Origin of the sequence: Undibacterium sp. 5I1, from assembly GCF_034314085.1 — a bacterium.
Taxonomy (GTDB): domain Bacteria; phylum Pseudomonadota; class Gammaproteobacteria; order Burkholderiales; family Burkholderiaceae_D; genus Undibacterium.
This window is the reverse complement of record NZ_JAVIWI010000002.1, coordinates 147,969-171,029: the sequence shown is the minus strand read 5'-3', so window position 1 is coordinate 171,029 and position 23,061 is coordinate 147,969. Positions and strand designations below refer to the sequence as shown.

Below are 23,061 nucleotides of genomic sequence, written 5' to 3'. Positions count from 1 at the left end.
CAGGGATTATGATCCGAGCACCGGACGGTATGTCGAGAGTGATCCGATTGGATTGAACGGCGGAATTAATACTTATGGCTATGTTGATGGAGATCCATTAAGTAGCATTGATCCATATGGCTTGACGGGTATTCGTATTCCGATTCCAGTGCCCCTTCCTATTCCTCAGCCCAATACTGCGCCTTCTAAGCCTGGAGGGAGTGACTCTGATTTTGATGATGGATCTAGAAGTCGAGATCCTGATGAAGCAAGGAGTAGGGATAGCAGTGAAAAATCACGCGACTACAAGAATTACAAGGACATATGTAACCAGCCGACACCACCTGGCTTAGATAAGTGCGAAGAAGCAAAATGGAAAAAAAATAAAGCACAGCAATGTATGGGCGCCAGAGATAACTATACAAATAAATGGTTTGGCGGAAAAAATGATTCAGGTCATGCACAGCAAACAACTGAGCTACAAAAATCAATCCAAAATTTGGACCGTGACATACAAAGATATTGCAAATGCCCATGAAAAATCTAGATGAAGTTTTGAAAGCAGTCGGATCTACGGCAGAATTTCTCTTCCAAGGTGCATCTAATGTTCATCAAAGAGGATGTTTCGGCGATACTCCTTTGCACATAGTTTGCTCATGGGGAGATGTAGAAGCAGTTGATACTTTAATTTTGGCTGGTGCTGATGTGAACGCACGTGGTGAGCAAGGACAGACGTCACTTTTTTCGGCAGTAATGGGAAGATCTATAGAGGTTGTGAGGAAACTCATTGATGCTGATGTAGACCTGACAATAGAGGATGAGGACGGCAACACCGCACTGCAATTTGCACAAATGTTAGACGAACCAGACAAACCAATTCCTGTTGATTTGATCGAATTATTACGGAATAGCAAGCGTAGCCCGGGCTAAAGTAGGATGGCGCAAAGCGAAGCGAAGCCTAACATTTCAACCCGGTAAGGCGCAATCTTCGCGTAAGGCGACAATGCGAAGCAATTGCGCCGTATGGAATGCGTCATATTCCAGCGACGCCAAATGACAGACGTAAAGGTTTACCTCGAATTCAGCATTTAAAATTACGCTCTCTTTTATAAAATAAAAAAGCCACTCCCTCCGGTAACCCGGATGCGAGTGGCTTCTATTTTTAGCGGCTAAAAAAGAGGTTTATTTTTTTTCTTTAGCTGCCAGCTTCGATGAGCTCAATATCTTTTTTTAGCAGAGTATTGATCAAGGCATTCAAAGAAGTCCCCTTGGCTTGTGCACGTTCAGCCAGGTAGTCGAGCACATCTGATTCCAGATGCACCGGTGGGATTAACTTCAAATTGGGGCGGTAGAACTTGCCACGTTCAGCGCCCGAGAAATCGTATTCTTCTTTCATGATATTTCCTCCAAAATTTAAGCTTCGTAATACTGCTGCGCTTCCCGTTTGGTGGGGCGTCTGGCAGAAATAAGTCGAACTAACACATGCTGCTCATCAATAGGTGAATAGGTATGCACCACCAAGAGCAGTGTACCGCCATTTGCCTGCCCCAAAGTGACCCAGCGCTCCTCGGACTCGCTGTGCTCATCATCAAAGCGCGTCATGTTCAGAGGATCGTTAAATACCGCCATCGCCTCTTCAAAGCGTACTGCATGTTTGCGTAGATTGGATGCTGCCTTGCTGTCATCCCAATCAAATTCATAAGTCGTCTTTTGCATCATCAGCGTGTCGCCTGGGCTAGTACGGTATCTAGCATTTGCGAGACAAAGCGCTGTTGCGCTTTTGGCAGTTGCGCAATGGCTTCAATTTGCTGCTGCCATTTCGGTGCCGGGCCGCGCTTGCCGCTGCCTGGTGTGGCTTCATTGCGGTTAAGCAAGCCGTCCACGGGTATTTTAAAGATGGTGGCCAGTGTCGGCAGCATCGATGCCGGTATGCGCAAACGAGCCCCTTCGTAATGGGCGAGTGTTTGTTGTGCAACACCCAATAATGTCGCTAATTCCTGCTGTGTTAGGTCGCGTTCCTTGCGCAATTGCGCGACACGCTTACCCAGTGCCACAAAAAATTCTTTATCACCCAAAGCCATACATTCGACCCAATCAAGCTGTTTAGGCTTCATAGCATACCCCCTGTTTTTTAAAATAGAGTTGACATTACTCCATATTAGAGTAATTATCAATGTTGGTTATTTTTATTTTTACCCCCTTGACAGGTTTTTAGCACAAAGGCGATTTATGGCACGCATTCCAGAAACAGAGATAGAGCGGCTAAAAAATGAGGTCTCGGTAGAACGTCTGGTCGAGTCCGCAGGCATCACGCTCAAGAAGTCCGGCAAAGACAAGATCGGCCTATGCCCGTTCCATGACGATGCCACTGCCTCGCTGGTGGTCACGCCTGCCAAGAACCTGTGGCACTGCTTTGGCTGCGGTGCCGCTGGCGACCCGATTGCCTGGGTCATGCAACTGCGCGGTATCAGTTTTAGGCATGCGGTGGAACTGCTGCATGATGATCCTGCTTTAGCTGCTCAGCTTGGGAATGCATCCTCGGCAAAATCCACCAACAGCCGCAGCAGCGTGCGTAGCTTGCCCGCACCGGTCGCCTTCGATGCCGACGACTGCGCACTGCTGAATCAAACCGTGGGCTACTACCATGAGACCTTAAAGCAGTCACCCGAAGCGCTGGCCTACCTGCAAGCACGCGGCTTAAGCCATCCCGATTTGATTGCGTATTTCCAGCTCGGCTACGCCAACCGCAGCCTGGGCTTACGCCTGCCCGCCAAGACCCGCGTCGCCGGTGCCGAGATCCGCACCCGGCTAGAAAACTTGGGCATCTACCGTGAAAGCGGCCACGAACATTTCAACGGTTCGCTCGTGGTGCCGATCCTCGATGTAGCGGGCAAGGTCACAGAAATGTACGGTCGCAAGATCCGCGACGACCTGCGCAAAGGCACGCCCGCGCATTTATATTTGCCCGGGGCGCATCGCGGCGTATTCAATGTTCAAGCACTGGTAGCAAGTAAAGAAATCATCCTGTGCGAAGCCCTGATCGACGCCATGACTTTCTGGTGTGCCGGTTACCGCAACGTCACCGCCAGCTACGGCACCGAAGGTTTTACGGATGAGCATCTGGCCGCGTTTAAAGAAAATAATATCGAACGCATCTTGATTGCCTACGACCGTGATGAAGCGGGTGAGCGTGCCAGTGCCAAGCTGGCCGAACGCTTAATGGCAGAAGGCATCGCCTGCTACCGCATCCACTTCCCCAAAGGCATGGACGCCAATGACTACGCTTTAAAAGTGCAGCCAGCGGCTAAAAGTTTAGGTGTCTTAATCCGTCAGGCGGCGTGGCTCGGTAATGGTGTTGCACCGGAGCGTAAGACATCGCCAGTGCTGGACGTGGCGACGGAATCGATCATTGCGCCAACGGACAGCGCAGCACCTGCACCGCTTATTTCTTTCGCTGCTGAACCAGTGCTTACGCCGCCAGCCACAGCCTTGCCCGCAGCGGCCTTGCCACCAGCCCCCAGTGCCAATCTGGAAGCCGACGTACGCGACAATGAAATCATCCTCGCCTTTGCAGAGCGGCGTTACCGCGTGCGCGGCCTGGCCAAGAATCTGGCGTATGACCTGCTTAAAATTAATCTCTTAGCCTCCATCGGCGACGCCTTCCACGTCGACACCTTAGACCTGTACAACGCTAGAGCCCGGCACAGCTACATCACGCAAGCGGCGATAGAATTACGCGTGCCGGAGAGCACCCTCAAGACTGACCTCGGGCGTGTACTGCTCGCCCTAGAAAACCTGCAAGAGCAGCAGATACAGGCCGCCTTAACGCCCAAAGTACCAGAGGCAGTGACGATGGATGCCGCCGAACGGGAAGCTGCCTTAGCTTTATTGCGCGCCCCGGATTTAGTGGCGCGCCTGTTAGCGGACTATGCCACCTGCGGTTTAATCGGCGAAGAAACCAACAAGCTAGTCGGTTATTTAGCCTGCATCTCGCGCAAGCTAGAGCGTCCGCTGGGCGTGGTGATTCAATCGTCTTCCGCCGCAGGCAAGACCAGCCTGATGGATACGGTCTTAGCCTTCGTCCCCAAGGAAGACAAAATCAAATACAGCGCCATGACCGGGCAGAGTTTGTTTTACATGGGCGAGACCAATCTCAAGCACAAGGTCTTGGCCATCGTCGAGGAAGAGGGCGCCAGCCGTGCCAGCTACGCCTTAAAGCTGTTGCAGTCGGAAGGCGAACTCACCATGGCCAGTACCGGCAAAGACCCGGTGACAGGTAACCTGGTGACGCAACCGTACCGGGTAGAAGGCCCGGTCGCCTTGCTGCTCACTACCACGGCACGTGATCTTGATGAAGAACTGCTCAACCGCTGTTTAGTCCTGGCGGTCGATGAAAGCCGCGACCAGACCCGCGCCATTCACCAGATCCAGCGACAAAAGCGCACGCTGGACGGTATGCTCGCCAAAAGGGAGAAAGAAGAGCTGATCACTTTGCAGCAAAACGCCCAGCGCCTACTCATGCCGCTAGAAGTCCTCAATCCCTACGCGCAATTCTTAAGCTTCCCAGACCAGAGCACACGCCTACGGCGTGATCATGAAAAGTACCTCACCTTAATCGACACCATCGCCTTCCTGCACCAACACCAGCGCGAGATCAAGACATCGACACGCAACGACCGGGAAGTGCGTTACATCGACGTCGCCATCAGTGACATTGCGCTGGCCAACCAGATCGCGCATGAAGTGCTGGGCAGAAGCCTGGATGAATTGCCGCCGCAGACCAGGCGTTTACTTAAATTGATCCACCAGTACGTCAGCGCCGAATGTGAAAATAAAAGTCTGGCGCGTGCCGATCTGCGCTTCTCGCGCAAGGCAGCGCGGGACGCCACCGGCCTGTCGGATACGCAATTGCGCCTGCACCTAGAGCGTCTGGTGCAGATGGAATATCTACTGGTACATCGCGGCCAGCGGGGGCAAAGCTTCGAGTATGAATTGCTGTATGACGGCGCGGGCAGTGATGCGCAAGCCTTTGTGCCGGGCTTGATCGACCTGGCCAGTTTGGAGTTGGCGATTAGTGCAAACACAGCAGCAAGCACTGCACCTACGATGAATAGTTCGCGGGGTAAAACAAGCGAGTTCGCGCCCCCATCGCGGGGCCAACGCGCCCCGGATGCGGGCAGTTCGCGCAGTGCAAAATCGGCACAAGAGCCAACAGCCATGCGGGTGAGCGAAGAAGTGATCGATGCTGAAGAAAAAATACACGCCCTACAGCCTAACGGCAAAGTCTTGTCGTACCAGCAGCCCGCACCATTTCCCTTAGCTGCCAGTGCAGCCTTAGCAGGCTAAGGCGATGGCACAAAAGGGCGAACGCGGCATCCGCCAGAAACAGCGCGCACTACGCAAAAAACCAAGCTCGCCAGCACGTCCCCACGTACCCGATCCGGCTAGCGCCAATCACTTGCGCGCTTACCAAAACGCCTTCCTCGAATGGACGCTGGTCACCGGCCTGTCAGAGCAAACCGCCAAAATTCGCAAGCAAGCCTTGGATGGTTTTATCCTCTGGTGTGATGAGCGCAGCCTGCAGCAGCCGCAAGACATCACCCGGCCTATCCTGCAACGCTACCAAAGCCATCTGTACCACTACCGCAAGAGCAACGGCCAGCCCTTATCCTTCAACACCCAGGCCACCCGTCTGCATCCGCTGGTCGCCTTCTTCAAATGGTTAGCCAGGGACAATCACATTCTGCACAATCCGGCGTCTGACCTGGTGCTACCCAAGCCGCCGCGCCAGTTGCCCAAACACCTCATGAGCGTGGCCGAGATTGAAACCATCCTCAACCAGGCCGACATCGCAACGCCTTCCGGCATCCGCAACCGGGCGATACTCGAAACCCTGTACAGCAGCGGCGTACGCCGTGCTGAACTCATGCATTTAAGTCTGTATGACATCGACACCGAGCGCGGCACGCTGATGGTAAGACTAGGCAAAGGACGCAAAGACCGCCTCATTCCAATAGGTGCACGCGCCTGTGCCTGGGTCACGCGTTACGTACAGGAAGTGCGGCCACAATTCGCGCCAGCCCAAGAGCAACAGCACCTGTTCATCACCGACTACGGCGAAGCCTTTGAAAAGAACCGCCTCTCCGACATGGTCAAGCTGCACATGAAATACGCCGGATTTGCCAGCGGCGGCTGTCACGCCTTCCGGCACGCGATGGCGACCCACATGCTGGAGAACGGTGCCGACATCCGCTACATCCAGGCCATCCTCGGGCATGCCGAACTCTCGACGACGCAGATTTATACGCACGTCGCGATTGGCAAATTGAAAGCCGTGCATGCCTTGACCCATCCGGCGCGATTGCAGCGGGCACCAAGCGATCAAGGCAAGGTGGCCGAGGATCAGATGGACGACGATGCGCAAACGCTGCTGGAGGCGATCGGGGTGGACGATGAGGAAGCGGAAGATTAGACGAGTAAGAAGCCGTTAATCCGCCTGTCACAGTCCTTGCCAGCCGTGCCAACGAATAGCCACGGGCGCACGTGCAAGCACTGCGCCAGGCTAGCGCTAATCCATCTGCAAACGGTGCAGCTCCGGCACACAAACAACCTGGTCAGTGAAGACGAAGGCGCGCTCATGCCTCGCTTGCACCCGCGCTGCGCCGGCAGTCAGTGAAGTGCTACGCAAGGTCAAAGGCACAGCCATTCCGGGGTAAATGCCTGTGGCATTCAACATAACGCGGCATTACGCAAAATCGCCCCAGTCGTTACGCTGCGCTTCACTTGGTGTGACGACTTCGCGTAATGAGGCGTTATTTCTTACGCCCCTGCATGTCTGCCAAGCTATAGGTGTGCGCTTCGATGCGCAAGGAATTAGTCAGGGTTATTGGTGCGTGCTCATTCTTCGCTTGCTGCTGTGCTTCGCCAGTAGTCAGGTGGCACGCAAGAGCAAACGCACAGCCACGACAAAAAAACCATCGTCGCCGTGCTCACATCTCAGCTAGTGTGCTCGCGTTCCGCCAGCACAATGCAACGACAGCTTAAAGACTGGCCAGGGTTACGGTGCGCGTTCGTCCCTCACTTGCCGCCGCGCTTCGCCGGTAGTTGGTGGGGTAAAACGGCACGCTCAAAAGCCACGTCAACACCAACCCCGGCCAGCAGCGAAAGAAAAAATCTCTTGCTATCGTGCGTGCGCGCAAGCCAAAATACGCGTCTGGGAAAAATTTGCTGTCAAACAGGGGAAACCGTCTTCGTACATTGCGCGCAAAGCCTTGCTGCATATAGGGAAAGTAGCTGTGTCTACGACGAAACTGCGTCAGGGCAAACCTATTACAACTACTTTAGGGATTATGATCCGGCCACGGGACGCTACGTGGAATCTGATCCGATTGGGCTCAGAGGCGGCATAAACACTTACACCTATGTCGGAGGCAATCCACTTCAGTCTAGTGATTCATTTGGCCTAATTCTGCTGGTCTACGGCGATATGAATGGAGCATATCAACAAGCCAGGGATTACCTGGATAAAATTCCCGAAATGAAGGAAATATTTGATAGATTGGAGCGATCGCGAGAAGTGTATTCCATCATCATCAATAGTGAGCACGATGATAGATTTATAGAGGAAAATAATTTTATAAGGTGGGATCCTACTAGTGCATTATGTCTTCGCGATAGAGATGGGAGGCCAAATGGAGGTTCTCAAACTCCAGCGTTAGGATTGGGGCATGAGGCTGGGCATGCAGATGGAGCTCCACGCGGAGCGCCCCGTCTTCCAAGAATTCCTTACTACGGCAACGCGGAAGAACAACGCGTGATCGAGGGGGTTGAAAGTATCGCCGCAAAAATTTTAGGAGAAAGTATCCGAAATAATCACGGTGGGAAAGCAAAAAGAGTCACATCGCCCACGATGAGACCTAAAGATTGTGAGTGCAAAAAATAAATATTTATCACAATTAAATTACCGTTTTGTAATTTCGTTTGTAATAAATATTTCGCGAATTCAAGTTTCTATTTTAGATTGCGATTTCTCATGAAAAAATCATATTCCTTTTTATTGAGTTCTATTTTTTTATTGTCCATTTCAAGCCCAAGTTTTAGCAAGGTAGAACTAATACAGGAAGCACAAGTTAAACAGAATAAGCTGACGTCTTACATTCGCGAGCATCGCGTGAAATCTGTTGAAATCATCTGGATAAATCCAACTACAGAATTTCGTCAAACTGTTTCACCAATGGATATAGAAAAATTATTTGACAGAAAATTGATTATTAGACGGCTCTGGGGTGACGCTCTTGAAAAAAGTTTATTGGCAGCGATTAAATCAACAACATTTTTTAAACCTGATGATAAATTTGAAATCGATATACGCTGGGGTGTAAAATTTTTCGACGAAAAAAGTGACGTACCAATTGCATCAATATTTGTTGATGGAAGCGGGGAGCTAGGTATGATAGACGGTACTCCGGTTGCAATGCGAGGAGATTTTTATCAATGGTTGGATAGAAATTTTTCGAAAACTTTCAAGATGGGAAATTAGAAAATCAGTCAAAGGGGTCACCCATTAGCCCCCCAGTAACTCGGTAAGGCGCAATCTTTTTGTAACTCGGTAAGGCGTAATCTTCGCGTAGGGCGACAATGCGAAGCAATTGCGCCGTATGGAATGTGTCATATTCCAGCGATGCCAAATGACAGGCGTAAATGATTACCTCGAACTCAACGTTTAAAATTACTCTTCTTTTATAAAATAAAAAAGCCACTCCCTCCGGTAACCCGGATGCGGGTGGCTTCTATTTTTAGCGGCTAAAAAAGGAGGCTTATTTTTTTGCTTTAGACGCTTTAGGTTTGCCCGGCTTCTCGTCCTGCTCCACAAAACCAATCGGACGTTTCTTCACCGGTTCCGGTTCCGGCGGGGTCATCAATTCGCGGATCGCCTCAAACACCTGCTTGAGTTGCACGCGGGTATTGTGCTCAAAGGGGCGTTGGTGCACTTCAAACTCGAAAAGCGGTGATGTTACGATGCGGCCTCAATTTTACTGATCGCCCCGATGCCCAACAAACACAACGACGATCGCCGTCATCATATACCTAAGATGTCGTTCAAGGTTCAGAATTGGCCGGAATATGAAGCAGGATTACGGCGGCGCGGTAGCCTGACGTTGTGGATTGAAGACGCAGCATTAGATCAGTGGCAAAGCGTAGGGCCAAATGGTCAGGCTCGCTATCGGGATAGCGCCATTGAGACGAGTCTGATGCTGCGCTCCGCCTTCAAAATGGCCCTGCGACAAACCGAAGGGTTAATGGCTTCCGTGCTGACACTGATGAACCTGACAATCACGGCACCGGATCACACCACGGTCAGCAGACGGGCGGTCGGACTGACGGTAACGAAGTCACCATCCGCACCAAAGGGGCCACTCCATGTGCTCATCGACAGCACAGGTTTGCAGGTCTTTGGGGCAGGACAATGGCTGGAAGAAAAACATGGCGCGAAGTCGCGCCGTAGCTGGCGCAAACTACATCTGGCCGTCGATGTCGATGCAGGCATGATTGTCGCGCAGATCCTCACCGATCAGCATACGGATGACCCATCTCAAGTGGGGCCACTACTGGATCAGGTCGACGAACAAATCGACAAAGTCACTGCCGATGGTGCCTATGATGGCGCGCCCACTTATCAAACGATCGCGCAATATGGTGACGATATTGCGGTGGTTATCCCACCCCGTAAAACCGCCGTTCCTGGTACTCAATCGCGTTCGCCAAGTCAGCGTAATCGCCATCTTGACATGATCAATACAGAGGGTCGGTTGGCTTGGCAAGAAGCCACTGGTTATGGACAGCGTGCTTTGGTCGAAACGACCATGGGACGCTATAAATCGATCATCGGTCCTCGACTGCGTGCGCGCAGATTCGAAGCGCAAAAAACCGAGGCCGCCGTCGGTGTTGCTGTGTTAAATCGCATGCTCGCTGCTGGACGCCCAAACTCCGTCCGTAGTCAGAAAGTTCCTGCATAAATGATCGGGGTTGGGGTACTTTTTACTTCAACTTTTAAGTGCACCAACGCCGATTTCCACCTGTTCCTGGCTCCAGTCAAACTGGCAGGCATCGGCTGGCAGAAACACCAACGGAATAAACGCTTCGGTGATTTTTGGACCATGTGCGCTGGATTTCCACTGTTTTACAAATCGTTGAATGCTGTCGTAGGCCCCGCCGTAACCTAGTTCCTGTAGCCCCTCAAATAGCCGTTGCGCTGTTCGGCGCCGTGATCGGGGTAGTTTGGATTCTTCTTCTAACCAGGAGGTTAGCTGGTCTTTATATTCATCGAGGCGGGGTGAAACCGTTAGCAGCCGCTGATATTTAGGCTGTTCGACGGTATTGAGATGTTTGCGTACGGTCGGCCGGGAGAGTCCCATTTCTCTCGCAATGGCAGAAATCGATTGTTTCTGTACTGAATGACGTCTTCTTATTTCGTAAATGATGTCCATATAAATCACTCCAGATACCCCCGGCTAAAACACCGGATGGTGACACACTAGGGTGGAAACTTTTGGACGCTGTTTCCACCCCTAATCTGGTAAGTATTGCACGCTGTTTGACAGATAAGCGATTGATCGCACTTCACGATCTGCACTTTCTGAGCGAAGTAACTGCGTCATAAACTGCTCAGCGACAAACAGCGTCGTAAATTTTCCAGTTGTCAGCGCGGGGCGCTTCCAGACAGATTCACAGAAGCCGTTGCGGCCATTGGATCGGCGAAAATTTCCTGGACGCTGAATTTCAATTGAAGTGGAAAATTCTCTGTGCTGTTTAACAAATATTGAACTTGGTTTTAGGTAAGAGCGCTGTACTTTAGAAGTAAATTTGTTACTAGTCTGCGATGGATGAAGGTTACAGTTTTACTTCCAAAAATGTCCTAACATTTACTTCGGAGCGCTATTGGAATCTTTAGTTCCGAGTGCTGCTTCAGCTATTTGAAATGTAAAAGAATCTAATTATAGAAGTGAGGTTAATTACTATTATAATTAACCTCATTATTTTAATGTACTAACTAAGGTAACATACAGACTAGTGTTGTCCGAGGGGTGTTTTTCGGTATACTTTTTTAATGTTGTCGTTATTATAATTAACAAATAAAACAAAGACTTAACGAGAGAAAAATCTGTATGGCACGTCCAATCAAGAAAAAAACAGAACCAGGACTAGAAGCAACTCTTGTACTCGAACGCGTCGGACGACATCACTTGGCTTTTTTGAAAGGCTACTTAGAAGGTCTTGATCTTGGAAAAATTGCGAAGCAATACTTAGAAAATTTTTCAGAAGATGATCACAGTATCGATCTGCGAGTTGCACGATCGACCCTCGACTGGATTCGAGCAGAATTGAAATTGGTGGCAAAACGGTTTGGTAAATCATCAATGGCTCGCGTCATTATGATTAATCCCGAGCAGCTAGTCACCGTCGCGGCCAAAATACCGACGTTAGAACAATTTCGAGAAGAAAGAGATCCTTATGAAATGTATTCGGAGTCAGATTTAATCGAATTATTTCAAGAAGCCTACTCAGATACCGATACAAATTCAAAGGCTCAAAGGAACATCCGACTTCGGCAACGCCAGTCAGATGCTTTGCTTTGGCTTCACGATATGGCGGTTACCGACCCAAATAGGATGGATAACGTGGCGTCTTGGTTAAAAGCAAACGTTGCCAAAAAACTGATACGAGCCGGCGTTAACACTCTTGAAGAACTTGTCGAAGCCATTAATATCAATGGCTATCGTTGGTATTCCGCAGTTCCAGGGTTAGGCGAAATTACAGCTCGATCTATCGTCAAATGGCTTACGCTCAATGAGGCCGCCCTCACCTGTTCTTTCTCGCGCTATTCCCTTACTAAGCGAAGCGAGCTTAATATTGTCGAGTTGAAGAAGGAACGTCCAAAAATATTTGGTATCGTTCCCATCGAGTATTTCAAGCCAAGGCAAGATCTCGATGGATCAACCGGACATAACCGCGGCGAGAGAAATAAATCTGGCGCAGAGAATGATTTTGAGGCTATACAGGTTTGGCTAAGTACCTTTGAAAAAGACTCCAATACGTATTTATCGTATCGCAACCAGGTTGAACGGTTCTTACTATGGTCCATCCTTGAGCTTGGAAAACCTCTTTCCTCCTTAGATACAAAGGACTGTATTGCTTATCGCGACTTCCTCTGGGATCTTGGACGCATGTATCCAGAGACATGGAATACGGTATATAGAATTCCAGAATCAAGCTGGCTTGGCAAACGTAACACTGAAAGATGGTCTTTGAACTGGCGCCCGTTTGAAGAATTGAAATCACCAAAACCGCCCAAAGAAATACCACCTTTGTTGCGGAAACAATGGCAAATTGAGCACACAAGTCGCAATGGTGTCCTCAAGCTGAGCTCACAACGTCTAGCGGTAATTATTTGTTCCAGTATGTGTGCCTGGCTTACTAAACGACATTATTTAGATTCGAATCCATGGGACGGAATTAAACCCCGAATGGCTCAACAGCCTGAGATTGCAGTGCATCACAGTCTTACCCAAACTCAGTGGGCTTTTATTTTGCAGTATCTCGAACATATGGAACCAAGTAGCTCAAAGGAAAGACTTAAGTTTATTTTGGTGTTGGGCTATATGACTGGTATTCGCTTATCAGAGATGGCTAACGCCTCCAAAGGGGATTTGGAATATCGGATAGGCAGTACAGATGACTCGTCAGGTTGGATTCTAAATGTAGTTGGGAAAGGCAAGCGACCGCGTGCTGTCCCCTTCCCTTCTGTCTGCATGAATCAATTGATTCAGTACTTCGCTCATCGGGGATATGGTGGTCTTGACGCGGTGCCTGAAGAGGTTCCATTAATTGACTTCCTGATGGACTCTTCACCACATCTCAACAAACTCAACGCAGTCGATGATAAGCGCAAAACAAATGGGGTAATGGCCAAGAGTCAAATTTATCGATCACTTGTTAAATTTTTCAAAAGCGTTGCAAAAGAATTTGCAAAAATATCACCTGAAGGTGCAAAACACCTGACGATGGCTAGTACACACTGGCTCAGGCATACATCCGCTACACATGCTATTGCAAGCGGTGTTCCAATTGAAATCATTAAGTTGAATTTCGGACATCAGTCCATTGCCACAACCGGCATATACATTACTCCTGAAATGGAGCGTCGAGTAAAGGCGATGGAAGAATTTGGTAAGGCTGTTTCAACGAGAAAACGAAATATATGAATTGGGATGCCCTGCTCTATTTTATGGTGTTAGAGCAGGACATTACTAAGTGATTTAGTCCTAATCATTGCGGAAAAGACTATAAGTTGTTCGAGAGTGTTTCCTTGACTAACTCATTAATTTTCGAGGTAAGTGCCTCAAATTTAATTTTGTCTTTGATTTCAGTAACCTCCAAAACGAATTTGCCCTTATCCTCAAATTTTTTCAATGTAGAGGCACCATGGTCGTATTTCATAGGAATCGAAACTGACCTGACTCTTGTCCCCTTCCCTTTGCTCAAAGCGACCCTGCGATGGTCGACATCCCTAGAACTTAGATCATTCCTATCGATCTCTAGGATCAATTGTTCAGTTTTCTCATCATCAGCAGCAGAACAGAACTTCCTGATAGCATCGAGCATTCGCAAGTTATGAAGTTTCGGTCGATCAGTTAATATTCGTGTAATGGCCAGTGGCAATTCACTCAAACTTAATGTTCTCGAAAAAACAGTTTCATCCATGTTCAATGATTCTGAAATTTCCCTCTGGCTAGAAAAAACACCCTTCTCTAACAATAATTTCCAAGCTGATGCATCGTCCAATGGTGTTTGATCTTCACGTTCCTTATTCGCCCGTCTCGATTGTAGATAAAGTTCTTTATCCGATTCTGGTGGGTTTCTAATCTCGACACGCAGCGTTGCTTTATTTGAAAGTAAGCTCGCTTTGAGTCGTCTATGCCCATCGATTAGATTAACCTTTTTAGACTCATCTAAATACCCTAACGCAGCAGTGTCTTGACGGATGGCAATAGAAATTGCCAATTCATCTAAGCCAGATTCTGAGACAAATCGTCTTGCATTAAAAGGGTTTACCTTGATTTCGTTAATAGGAACATCGTAGGACTGACCAACTTGATAAACATACTTATCAACGGTTTGAGCCGGTTCAAGTTTTGAAGGAATGGTATTCAGAGACTCTACAACCTTCGTCAAATTATTCATTTCCTCGCGTGTTGGCTTTGAAAAAGGTTTCATAAGCTCTCTCCAAATCGTTTTATTTCCGAGTACAAATTTTTAATTTCTAATGTAGCCTTTTTATCGCCGTACTTACCCGTCATCTCATGCATTGCCATCCCTGCCCTCCTCGAATTTTTCCAAGAAGATCTATCTTTTAGTTCTGACTCAAATACTGGATATCCGTCTTCTTCGAAAAAAGCACGCGTCGCTTCTGGTTCTTTTGATTTGCTATTTGTCGAAAGACGATTTAAAACGATAAAGGCAGGAACTTTTTTCTTTTTATGCTTGTAGTCCATTGCCTTAAGCATTTCCATCACCCTCATTGTAGATTCACCTTCATACTGATCAGACCCACAAGGAACAAGAATTAAATCTGCGATAGCTGCCGTGTTTAACATCGTCAAATAATTTTGTGCACCGATGTCAATCACGATCAGATCGTACTTATCTGCCATTGATGTGATTTCGTTCGTTGGATTCTCTGGAATTGCAATGATAGGAAATTGTTTTAGACTCGGATCCGCTCTTCTAATCCTTCCCCATGCTGAAGATGATCCTTGTGGGTCAGTATCCATTAGGCAAACGTCAAAGCCATCTGAAACTGCGCAAGCGGCTATGTTTGTTGCTAATAATGTCTTACCTACTCCACCTTTTTCGGCACCAACGACTACTATCATGCGAACCCCCAATAAATTAGATAAGTATTTATATTATAGTTTATAAAATTAAATAAAGTAATGTCAAATACTAATTAACGTAAATATATACTTAATGTTTCAAATTACTTGAACTAGCCCAAGGTAAGTTGAACTCATATATGACTCAAACTGATACAAAATAAGCGCTTAAAGAATCCATAACCGAATAAGATCAAACATCCAACATTTATGAATACTTGAGCCGGTTCAAGTAGCCCCTACTCCACCCTGCCCCAAAACAAATGTGTTTATTTTCTCCGTAGATGTTTTCATGCTGATCGGCCAGAATTACGCCCTACAGGTAGTTTGAGCCGGTTCAAGTTTAGTTAAATCATAGCAATTCTTTATCCGCTTACGATCGAGCTTGAGTTGAATCTAAAAATACCCGTTATATTCGCGGTACTTTTACTGTTACACGAGGTCATTATTCTGGGCGCTGTTTAAGGCATTAGTATGCAATTTGGACATTGCCTGGTCATGGCCGGTCGTTATTAATGACCTTTATTATTTCGATCATTAAGATATCTTCTCAATTCCGATTAGAGATTACGGGCTTCACACAAATAAGCCGTAGTACATCATTTTCGTCATCTTCACAGCGGAGATAACAACAAAGTCTTTTACTGGAGTATGGTTGACGAGGGTATTGTTCGAGCTTGATCAGGAAAGGTCAGATTTCTTATATTTCCGTATTCAATATCACCTCTCAAAAGTTCTACCTAAGGTGGAATGTAAATGTAACCATTGAAGCTCATTCAAATAATCTTTGCAAATTGAAGCTATCCATATATTCAAGCCAAGGGAAGACAAAAATTCTCACAATCTAATGATGGCGATGCGGCATTTGTTAGAATTGTTGGAATCGGGTAAAGACTTCCTATCAAAGACTTTTATACACGAATGGCAATCAACAGACTGAAAGCGCTGATTGGTATGCTGTAGCTCATTGAAAGTATCCGTATAACACACCATATATGATGATGAGGCAATGTAGCTTATAGCAGTCTTTGTCTTCAATAAGGGAGAGTAGGTGAGATAAATATTTCGACAAACAAAGTCAGTAGTTTCGATTTGATAAATATAGAAATATGATTTTAATGAAAAAGTTTGAGCCGGCTCAAACTTTTATTTAAAGCGTGCGCTGCAATGTGAACTCAATTATTTCTTCTGGCGTAGGTTGGCCCCACGTATCCAATGCAAGCCAAGCGTAGAACGGTATTAAGTGGCGATTTAGCCTCTTGCTCTGCTCCATAGGGATCCGTGCGTCTTCAATAATATCTTGCGAATTATATTTAGCTACCAAGCTGTCTTGTTCCTGGATACTCATTTCCTCGAACATCCGTAGCGCATCATCGTTACGTTTTTTGTTAATGTGGCTTAAGATCGACTTAACGTTTGATTCTGCGCTCTGTTTAGGGGGGACGCTTGCCGCTTTATTCAAATTACCTGCATAGTTCGATTCGCATGCTGCAATTAGATAAGCACCTTTATTTTTAATAGTGTCCTTGGAAGTCTCTGAGAGCCTAGCCTTTAGGTAATCAATGTTTGCAACTATAATATTTTCATCAAACGAATTTTTTAGCTTATTAAAGTAATGATTACTGATACCTAATTTTGTTAGTTCACCTTTAAGATCAAATGCTGCTCCTTCACTAACTGGTAATGCATTTTGAACGGGAAACTTAGGTTTTTCCTTAACTCTAAATTGCAGTTTTTTGACACGCTTACTACCTTCTCTGTCTTCCAATAATTCAACTAGAAGGTCAGAAATTTCATTAATTTCTTTAATCCCGGGGAGTAACTTATCTCTTTTAAACAGTTTGTATTCATTCAAGTAACTATCTGCCTTAACTTCGCCATGAACGACCATGCGCCAAAAAACCCAATCTTCCTTGCTAGTCAGTTGACTCGGATTTGTTCTGTAACGGCTGACCCAATCATAAAGTTTGATCGCAGCGTCGGATTTTAATTTTTTTTGTATGTCGTAATTAAGATGGGAGTATAGGGTGCTCTTAAACAACATTGGCTGTATTGGCTCATAAAACGAATAACTGACAAATTCATTATCAATAGCAACAAAGGGCAAAAGAACACAAGATGCCCACAAATTCTGGCCATCTTTTTTCAACACGTCCCATTCGGCCGTCAGTCTTTGCATTTCCTTTAGCGCGTCTTTGAAGGGCTTTCTGTTCGTATTGTTATAGCCCATCAATTCCATAAGCTTGACTCGTGGAATATTAAAAACCTTTAAGGGTGATCTAGACGAATCACCACCTGAATTTATATGAATATCGTTCTGTTCAGTCGCATTTTTCAATAAACCGTTCCAAGCTTTTAGCTGCTGCCCTGTCATGACACCATTATGAACAAACATTTGCGAGACTTGGACTGGCTTTTTATAAATCTCAGCTAAAGGGTTCTCAAACAACGCAAGCGTTTGTGTGTCGCCAGTTAATTTACGTTTGGACGTCATATTTTTTTGAGGTGAGTGGTTTTGTCAATTTTCGCACCTTTAAAAATTTCATGCAATGTATACCTATGACTTTCTTATAGCAAAATCTTGGTTGTGGTGAGAGATTTAAATAGGGTTTTTGTGACGACATTGTCAGAAAAAGCCCTTATATATTTTCTTGTGCCATCCATATTTAGAAATTGAGTTTTGATTTCTTTGAAAAAATCTTTCGTCCTTGACTGAACCAGCAAGATTTACCTGGTGTGGAATTCTTTTCCCAGTTATTCGCTATTTGCTTTCGGTTCTAGTGGATCAGAATTGACCAGAGGATGGCTAGGGCTATTAAATACTTGGACGGTTGATGTATCAAGACAAGGCATAAAAGTGCTTAGAAGCTCTGTCTATGCACATCTAGAGGAGTTTTGAAGTCATGGCCATCACCCCCGAATAGCAAAACCTTTCGTAAGATAATTTTTAAGTTTTAATCTTTTAAGCGTCACGTGATACCTGAATGTTATTTAAGGTGAGAGATTTAAATAGCCTAGGAAATTTCCGACAGTATTGTCTTTGTTTATCTCAATGATCTTGTTTGCACTCCCTAAGCTTTTTAATGACCTTGTGCGACAGGCATTTTGTATTGTTACTCACGAAATTAGATAGATAAAAACGGTGGTTTTTGAACTAGTGATGAACAGTACAGTTTCTATGAGCTTTTATCCGAACTTGCTGGTTGTTTACAATAATTTAGTAAACATTTAAAAACGTTAACAAACATCTAAGCACGCTAAACCTAAGCTGGCATTGATTCTTAAGAGACATTGGTGAGTAATTTAAATAGATCGAGGAGAAAATTACATAGGGGAGGGTTGTGAATAGCATAGTTACGGTGAGCAAAAACAATAGCTAAGGGTTGTTGATAGCATAGGGGTAAAAGTAAAGGTGAGAAATTTCAATAGGGCCTGTGGATAACATAGAAATCCTACTGTTTAATGATCAAAAGGGACATTTAATTTTTAACCTGATTTTGAGGTGAGGAAATTCAATAGGTAAATTATAAATAATGTACAAAAACCATTTAAGGTGAGGAAATTCAATAGGTGTTTAAGAATTTACTTTAAGTCCATTCATTTAAGGTGAGAAAAAACCATAGGCTTATAGAAATATAATAAAAAAAAATAGTGATATGCCAATCGCGATTAAATCGGTATTCCTTTCTCATTAACATTTAACAGAGAGTTATTGTTCCAGTTAATTTTGAGGTGAGAAAATTCCATAGGTATATCTGAAAAAACATGTTGAAAATTTAGTGAGGTGAGAGAAATCCATAGCATCTTAATAAATTACTTTAAGAAGTGCTCCTAAATCTCAAAATAATTTCTTCCAATCCGACCTGACTTTCTAAGTTGATCCGCCGTTTACGAATGGTGAGAAAAATCCATACCTTATTGAAAAAACTTGTCGATAGAATCATAAAATCTAAGTAAGGGGAGAAAATTACATAGGCAATTAGGAAAAAGAAGGGAAATATTTTTTGAGGTGAGAATTTTAAATAGGGTGAGGGCGATAAATACCTAATTCATATTCAATAATGCACTCATCAACCATCAATTTTACGAAGCCCTATGCTTTTTACTCACCTCAAATATTGGAAAGAACTCTAAAAATACGGTGCATATAGAGAATATTGGATCGGAAGGATGTGAAAATACATTATCTAAGTCAGGAAACTGACATCGTTTGTTAGCCGCAAAGGCTCAATTCAGGTCTCAACTGAAATTTTATTCACCCCCGGGATCTAATCCTAAAGGATTTAGATTCCTTTTTTTCCATGGAATCTAAAATGAATCCTTCTGACGAGAGAATTTCCCTTCGTCGTGCTGTTTTGCACAAGCGGTCTAGTTTAGTTGTTGGTGGACTAGGCATAGGAAAAACATTTGTTGTGAAGCTTGTTGGTAGCGCTCTTAATCACAATGTGATTATCAGTATCCCTGCAGTTTCTGATCTCACTGATGCTAAAGGTTTAGGATTTCCATCTGCCGATGGTACTCATGCAAAATTTCTTCCCCTAGGTCAGATTTATCATCTCGTCAACGCAAAGAGTCCGACCATTTGGCTTATCGATGATCTTGGTCGGGGAACACCAGCGGTGTTGGCAGGATTTATGCCTTGGTTGTTATTGAATGTAGGTACGTCAATCGTACTAAATGTAAAGATAGCTTCGGATGTCGTAAGTTCCAATAAATTATTGGGTTTAAAAAAAAGACCAATGCTCTCGATTTTTTATAACAACTGACGGGTACTGACCATGTCCTGGAATCCAATACATTTTATAATTCAATTAACGGTCACGGAATTGGCATACTATTATGGAATTGCAATGCCGCAATGGTTATTTCACTTAATTTTCGAAGGTGTGCAGCCGAGCTTCTTTGGACTTGTAGCCAAGATGTTGTTTTTATTTACTTTTAATTTTAAATATGACCGTTAATTGAATAAAATGAATAAATCTTTATTTGATGATGAAAATGGCTGGAAACACAGTCCGAGAGAAGCTTTTTCCGCTTTTGTGAAAACGGAAGATTACTTGCTGTTGGGGCGTCGACAAATCGCTAAAACAAACGAGAATGAAAATAAAAAACTCCGTCCAATATTGGATAGTTCTGCTGAAATTTACATTCACATGTTCCACCGATTTATGGATTTCATTGATTCGCAGGGCGTTATCTTGCACAGTGTGAACCATGACCACATTAAAGATTTTTTAGAGATACCGAAGCCAGGTAAGAATACGTCGCGCAAAGCCTTTAATAGTTCAATACGTGTGCGATATTTACGCTTATTAGAACGAGTATTTGCACATGTCGGCATCACTCCCAATCCAGCTAAGCATGCAGCCTTTGATATTTACCAAACCAAAGCACAGGGGCGGGACCTACCTAAAGTGATACTCACAGATGACCAACAGCATTTGTATATGGAACACTTACCGGAAGTCGCACCTTACGACCTGACCGTTGACGATGGGCCGGAATGGAAACGTCGGCGAGATAGGGCGATACTGGCCATGTTACTGGGAGCGGGATTAAAGGTATCGGAGTTGGTTGGGCTCAACACTGATCGAGTAGGTGCTAGAGACTCTACCGGCTCTATTCCAGTTGAAATAACACCTTGGTCAGTGAACGGTACAAGTCGGAATCACCAAACACAACTAAGGCCGTTCGCTGTTGCAGATGTGATGGCATGGGTTGAGGAACGCAATGCAAAGAAAATACCAGGGAAACTTTTATTTCCTGCCAACCTCGATGGAAAAAAATTAGATAAATCGACAATCTATCTTTTGACAAAAGCGACTTACAAAAAGGCTGGGATCGAAGTAAAACGTAAAGGCCCGCGTACACTCAGAAATTCGTTTGCAGTAAGAGAACTAGAGTCTCCTGACGGGTCTATCGAGCTAACTGGTGAATTACTTGGATTACGAAAACGTAAATCAACAGAAAAATATCTGATCACTAACAAATTATTGAATAAAAAAAGATTGATTACCTGAGACTGTCTCTCCAAAGAAATCATCTCAAAGGTGGACAGACAATTTTTGTATGAACGTCCTCTCTTTACTTCTGCATGAACAAAGCTAAAAGATTATTTCTGCTTATTGTGCGGGAATCACCCCGCGAAGAGCCCGCCACCTCAAAATCCGAACGACTCGTCACAGCACGTTATGACTGTTCGTTCGTGAAAACAGTATTTCAATACATACCGAGTAGTAGATCATATAGAAGCATACTTTTGATACCAAAACACTTCTTGAGCGCTTTTTGAACTTTTCCAACGCGTTGGAAAAGTTATGCAGTAAATGAAGACCTAGCTCCCTAAGCACAATTTCACTTTTCTAGGATCAATATGTGTAGTTGGTATCTCTCTTTCGCAAAATAAAAAACCGAGCAAATGCTCGACTTTTTATTCGTTGGATCTAGTTAAAAACTGGGGATTAATCCTGGTGCTGTCGTAAAACTCCAGAAACATCCGAGTGCTTTGCCAAAGATAATTTTATCGTTTGCACATCCAAACTCATTGCCGTTAATCGATCCATGAAGCGCCATGTTGTATGTCGTGGACGGCTTCAACTGAGATTTGGCAGTCAGCCATGCTTCGTTGCTAGGAATGAGGTTATTCGGATCATTAGATGCTGTATAAACATACGCATTCAGCGGCGCTGAGGTTCCCGCCTCAGTCATCGTAAAATCCTTTAGTACTAACATTTGATTCGCTTCAACAGCAAAGGAAACAGGATATCCAACTTTGCCATAAACAACACCGCCAGTGATATCAGGGAATGGATTGATGTTATCGCCCGCCGTTGTTAAATTGACGTTACTTTGCTTATCCATTGGGTACATCATCACAAAATCCGAAGCGTTAGTCTGGCCATTCACCGTTTTCTGTGCAACATTTAAATAAAGTGCTGAATTTGAACCATCGCACACTCCGTAACAATATCCAGTCATTCCTTGATCCGTCCAGCTCTGGCGAATCAACGTACCACGGTGGTAGACTGTATTGATCAATGCTTGTATTGCACCCGGCATCGTGTTTGCAACTGAACCACCTGCACTCACAAAATAATTGGTCGCATAGCCAGCAAAGTTCGCCCTGTCAGTATCAGTCACGCCCGTAAATCCAGGTTTACTTGGATCTTCTGTATGCGTAAAGGTCTGATTTAGTACTAAATAATTCGCATGATTTTTACTAGCCAGTGTCAATGGTGCAGAATACGCTAACAATCCCAAGCCCAACGAATGTCTAAATTGATTTAAATAATTAAACGCAGCTAATTCTTGCGAGCCTGCTGCTAACGGTGGTGCAGATACGGTTAACTGCAACTGAGCCGCAGTTGTCGGTGCAGTACAAGTTGGGAAATTAGTACCACCATTTGCGCATGTTGTTGCCAAAGGTGGTGTAGTTGTCGTTGTAGATAAACTGCCTTCACCCCCTCCACATGCAGTTAATATCAGAGCTACCGCCATGGAACTCAGTTTCGCCATCTTTATTACCGTAATTTTTGAGGTTTTCATATCAGTGTCCTTATTAAAAAATATTCTTCGTATCGTCTAGTCGTTGTATTGGTCGCTATTTTGTAACGATCACGACTTCATCCTATCCAAGAAAAATATTTGTCAAATCCACTCAAACAGAAAAAAAGCACGTTTAACACGTGCTTTTTTAATACTCGATCTGATCTTGCCTAGGCCCTTTTCCATGATGTCACCACACTAAAGCTGCAAATTTGGTGTTTGAATTTTGAACTTAATTTTGTTTATTTAAGCGGGCACGAACCGTCTCTTCTTGCAGATCTTACAATGAAAATTATGCTGAAAATTTCTACGGTTTTTTGTATTAAAGAGCAAAGAACTTGAGCTACAACTATCGCATACAGCAACAAATACTAGACCACTTCTCGATTGGATCGTGTTGACTCATTTTACTGAGTAGATCGGTTGCCATTGATTTCTCCGGCGCAATTACCTTGTACAAACCAGATGCTGTGAGGACGGAGTGAATATGGGACAGTTCGGATTTGATGGCTATTAGGGAAAGTAGTAAAAAGAAGATATTCAGCGTACATACATAGTGGGCAGGTACTTTATGGAAATGGGATTCAAAGTTGAAATTCGTTTG

At 45.1% G+C, this 23,061-nt stretch carries 21 protein-coding genes and 1 pseudogene; 11 read left to right on the top strand and 11 right to left on the bottom strand.

Annotation, left to right across the window (positions count from 1 at the left end):
• Both RGU72_RS21340 and RGU72_RS21335 read left to right on the top strand, forming a co-directional pair.
• Positions 1-517, top strand: a 517-nt coding sequence (locus RGU72_RS21340) for an RHS repeat-associated core domain-containing protein (protein WP_322121833.1), incomplete at its 5' end; no start/stop codon positions are given.
• Positions 514-909 (top strand): ankyrin repeat domain-containing protein, encoded by a 396-nt coding sequence (locus RGU72_RS21335; RefSeq protein WP_322121832.1) that lies wholly within the window; start codon positions 514-516, stop codon positions 907-909. The genes RGU72_RS21340 and RGU72_RS21335, both read left to right, overlap by 4 nt.
• Positions 910-1,174: 265 nt before the next feature.
• On the opposite strand, the gene RGU72_RS21330 is transcribed toward RGU72_RS21335, so the two are convergent.
• From RGU72_RS21330 to RGU72_RS21320, 3 genes are read right to left on the bottom strand one after another with little or no spacing between them, the layout of a single operon-like run.
• Positions 1,175-1,375 (bottom strand): hypothetical protein, encoded by a 201-nt coding sequence (locus RGU72_RS21330; protein WP_322121831.1) that lies wholly within the window; start codon positions 1,373-1,375, stop codon positions 1,175-1,177.
• A 17-nt stretch (positions 1,376-1,392) separates the two neighbouring features.
• Positions 1,393-1,698, bottom strand: a complete 306-nt coding sequence (locus RGU72_RS21325; protein WP_322121830.1) for a BrnT family toxin — start codon at positions 1,696-1,698, stop codon at positions 1,393-1,395.
• Entirely contained in the window at positions 1,698-2,093 is a 396-nt protein-coding gene (locus tag RGU72_RS21320) for a helix-turn-helix transcriptional regulator (RefSeq protein ID WP_322121713.1), read from the bottom strand. Before RGU72_RS21320 ends, RGU72_RS21325 begins: the two co-directional genes overlap by 1 nt.
• 115 nt (positions 2,094-2,208) lie before the next feature.
• On the opposite strand from RGU72_RS21320, the pseudogene RGU72_RS21495 reads away from it, so the two are divergent.
• Positions 2,209-2,424, top strand: a pseudogene (locus RGU72_RS21495) (CHC2 zinc finger domain-containing protein); the annotation flags it as partial.
• A gap of 66 nt (positions 2,425-2,490) precedes the next feature.
• Here the strand turns inward: RGU72_RS21495 and RGU72_RS21490 are convergent.
• The gene (locus RGU72_RS21490; protein WP_416200174.1) at positions 2,491-2,625 is read right to left on the bottom strand and encodes a hypothetical protein; all 135 of its coding nucleotides are present in this window, start codon (positions 2,623-2,625) and stop codon (positions 2,491-2,493) included.
• On the opposite strand from RGU72_RS21490, the gene RGU72_RS21315 reads away from it, so the two are divergent.
• Complete coding sequence (locus RGU72_RS21315; protein ID WP_416200172.1) at positions 2,611-5,325, top strand: toprim domain-containing protein; 2,715 nt, start codon at positions 2,611-2,613, stop codon at positions 5,323-5,325. The two genes, RGU72_RS21490 and RGU72_RS21315, sit on opposite strands and share 15 nt — an antisense overlap.
• 4 nt (positions 5,326-5,329) lie before the next feature.
• Positions 5,330-6,451 carry a site-specific tyrosine recombinase XerC gene (gene xerC / locus RGU72_RS21310; RefSeq protein ID WP_322121711.1) on the top strand — a complete coding sequence of 374 codons (1,122 nt, stop codon included), beginning with the start codon at positions 5,330-5,332 and terminating at the stop codon, positions 6,449-6,451.
• Between the two features lie 96 nt (positions 6,452-6,547).
• Here the strand turns inward: xerC and RGU72_RS21305 are convergent, their stop codons facing one another.
• A complete protein-coding gene (locus tag RGU72_RS21305) occupies positions 6,548-6,715 on the bottom strand; it encodes a hypothetical protein (RefSeq protein WP_322121710.1) in 168 nt (55 codons plus the stop codon).
• Between the two features lie 291 nt (positions 6,716-7,006).
• On the opposite strand from RGU72_RS21305, the gene RGU72_RS21300 reads away from it, so the two are divergent.
• Both RGU72_RS21300 and RGU72_RS21295 read left to right on the top strand, forming a co-directional pair.
• Complete coding sequence (locus RGU72_RS21300; protein WP_322121829.1) at positions 7,007-7,921, top strand: RHS repeat-associated core domain-containing protein; 915 nt, start codon at positions 7,007-7,009, stop codon at positions 7,919-7,921.
• A 90-nt stretch (positions 7,922-8,011) separates the two neighbouring features.
• A complete protein-coding gene (locus RGU72_RS21295) occupies positions 8,012-8,518 on the top strand; it encodes a hypothetical protein (protein WP_322121828.1) in 507 nt (168 codons plus the stop codon).
• Between the two features lie 277 nt (positions 8,519-8,795).
• Here the strand turns inward: RGU72_RS21295 and RGU72_RS21290 are convergent, their stop codons facing one another.
• Positions 8,796-8,969, bottom strand: a complete 174-nt coding sequence (locus tag RGU72_RS21290) for a hypothetical protein (protein ID WP_322121827.1) — start codon at positions 8,967-8,969, stop codon at positions 8,796-8,798.
• Positions 8,970-9,026: 57 nt separating this feature from the next.
• On the opposite strand from RGU72_RS21290, the gene RGU72_RS21285 reads away from it, so the two are divergent.
• The gene (locus RGU72_RS21285) at positions 9,027-9,995 is read left to right on the top strand and encodes an IS5 family transposase (RefSeq protein WP_322121753.1); all 969 of its coding nucleotides are present in this window, start codon (positions 9,027-9,029) and stop codon (positions 9,993-9,995) included.
• A gap of 27 nt (positions 9,996-10,022) precedes the next feature.
• Here RGU72_RS21285 and RGU72_RS21280 read toward each other — a convergent pair whose 3' ends face one another.
• Complete coding sequence (locus tag RGU72_RS21280) at positions 10,023-10,466, bottom strand: hypothetical protein (RefSeq protein ID WP_322121826.1); 444 nt, start codon at positions 10,464-10,466, stop codon at positions 10,023-10,025.
• Positions 10,467-11,144: 678 nt separating this feature from the next.
• On the opposite strand from RGU72_RS21280, the gene RGU72_RS21275 reads away from it, so the two are divergent.
• Entirely contained in the window at positions 11,145-13,241 is a 2,097-nt protein-coding gene (locus RGU72_RS21275) for a phage integrase family protein (RefSeq protein WP_322121825.1), read from the top strand.
• A 79-nt stretch (positions 13,242-13,320) separates the two neighbouring features.
• On the opposite strand, the gene RGU72_RS21270 is transcribed toward RGU72_RS21275, so the two are convergent.
• The 3 genes from RGU72_RS21270 to RGU72_RS21260 form a co-directional block, all read right to left on the bottom strand.
• Positions 13,321-14,253 carry a ParB/RepB/Spo0J family partition protein gene (locus RGU72_RS21270; protein WP_322121824.1) on the bottom strand — a complete coding sequence of 311 codons (933 nt, stop codon included), beginning with the start codon at positions 14,251-14,253 and terminating at the stop codon, positions 13,321-13,323.
• The gene (locus RGU72_RS21265; protein WP_322121823.1) at positions 14,250-14,912 is read right to left on the bottom strand and encodes an AAA family ATPase; all 663 of its coding nucleotides are present in this window, start codon (positions 14,910-14,912) and stop codon (positions 14,250-14,252) included. The genes RGU72_RS21270 and RGU72_RS21265 overlap by 4 nt, the downstream gene beginning before the upstream one ends.
• A 1,150-nt stretch (positions 14,913-16,062) precedes the next feature.
• Positions 16,063-17,406, bottom strand: a complete 1,344-nt coding sequence (locus RGU72_RS21260) for a replication initiation protein (protein ID WP_322121822.1) — start codon at positions 17,404-17,406, stop codon at positions 16,063-16,065.
• A gap of 1,819 nt (positions 17,407-19,225) precedes the next feature.
• Between RGU72_RS21260 and RGU72_RS21255 the strand changes: the two genes are divergently transcribed.
• Together RGU72_RS21255 and RGU72_RS21250 are read left to right on the top strand one after the other, a co-directional pair.
• Complete coding sequence (locus tag RGU72_RS21255) at positions 19,226-19,678, top strand: hypothetical protein (protein WP_322121821.1); 453 nt, start codon at positions 19,226-19,228, stop codon at positions 19,676-19,678.
• Between the two features lie 204 nt (positions 19,679-19,882).
• Positions 19,883-20,932, top strand: a complete 1,050-nt coding sequence (locus RGU72_RS21250; protein WP_322121820.1) for a tyrosine-type recombinase/integrase — start codon at positions 19,883-19,885, stop codon at positions 20,930-20,932.
• A gap of 427 nt (positions 20,933-21,359) precedes the next feature.
• Here the strand turns inward: RGU72_RS21250 and RGU72_RS21245 are convergent, their stop codons facing one another.
• Positions 21,360-22,457: a CAP domain-containing protein gene (locus tag RGU72_RS21245; protein ID WP_322121819.1), complete on the bottom strand. Its 1,098-nt coding sequence runs from the start codon at positions 22,455-22,457 to the stop codon at positions 21,360-21,362.
• Positions 22,458-23,061: the final 604 nt, after the last annotated feature.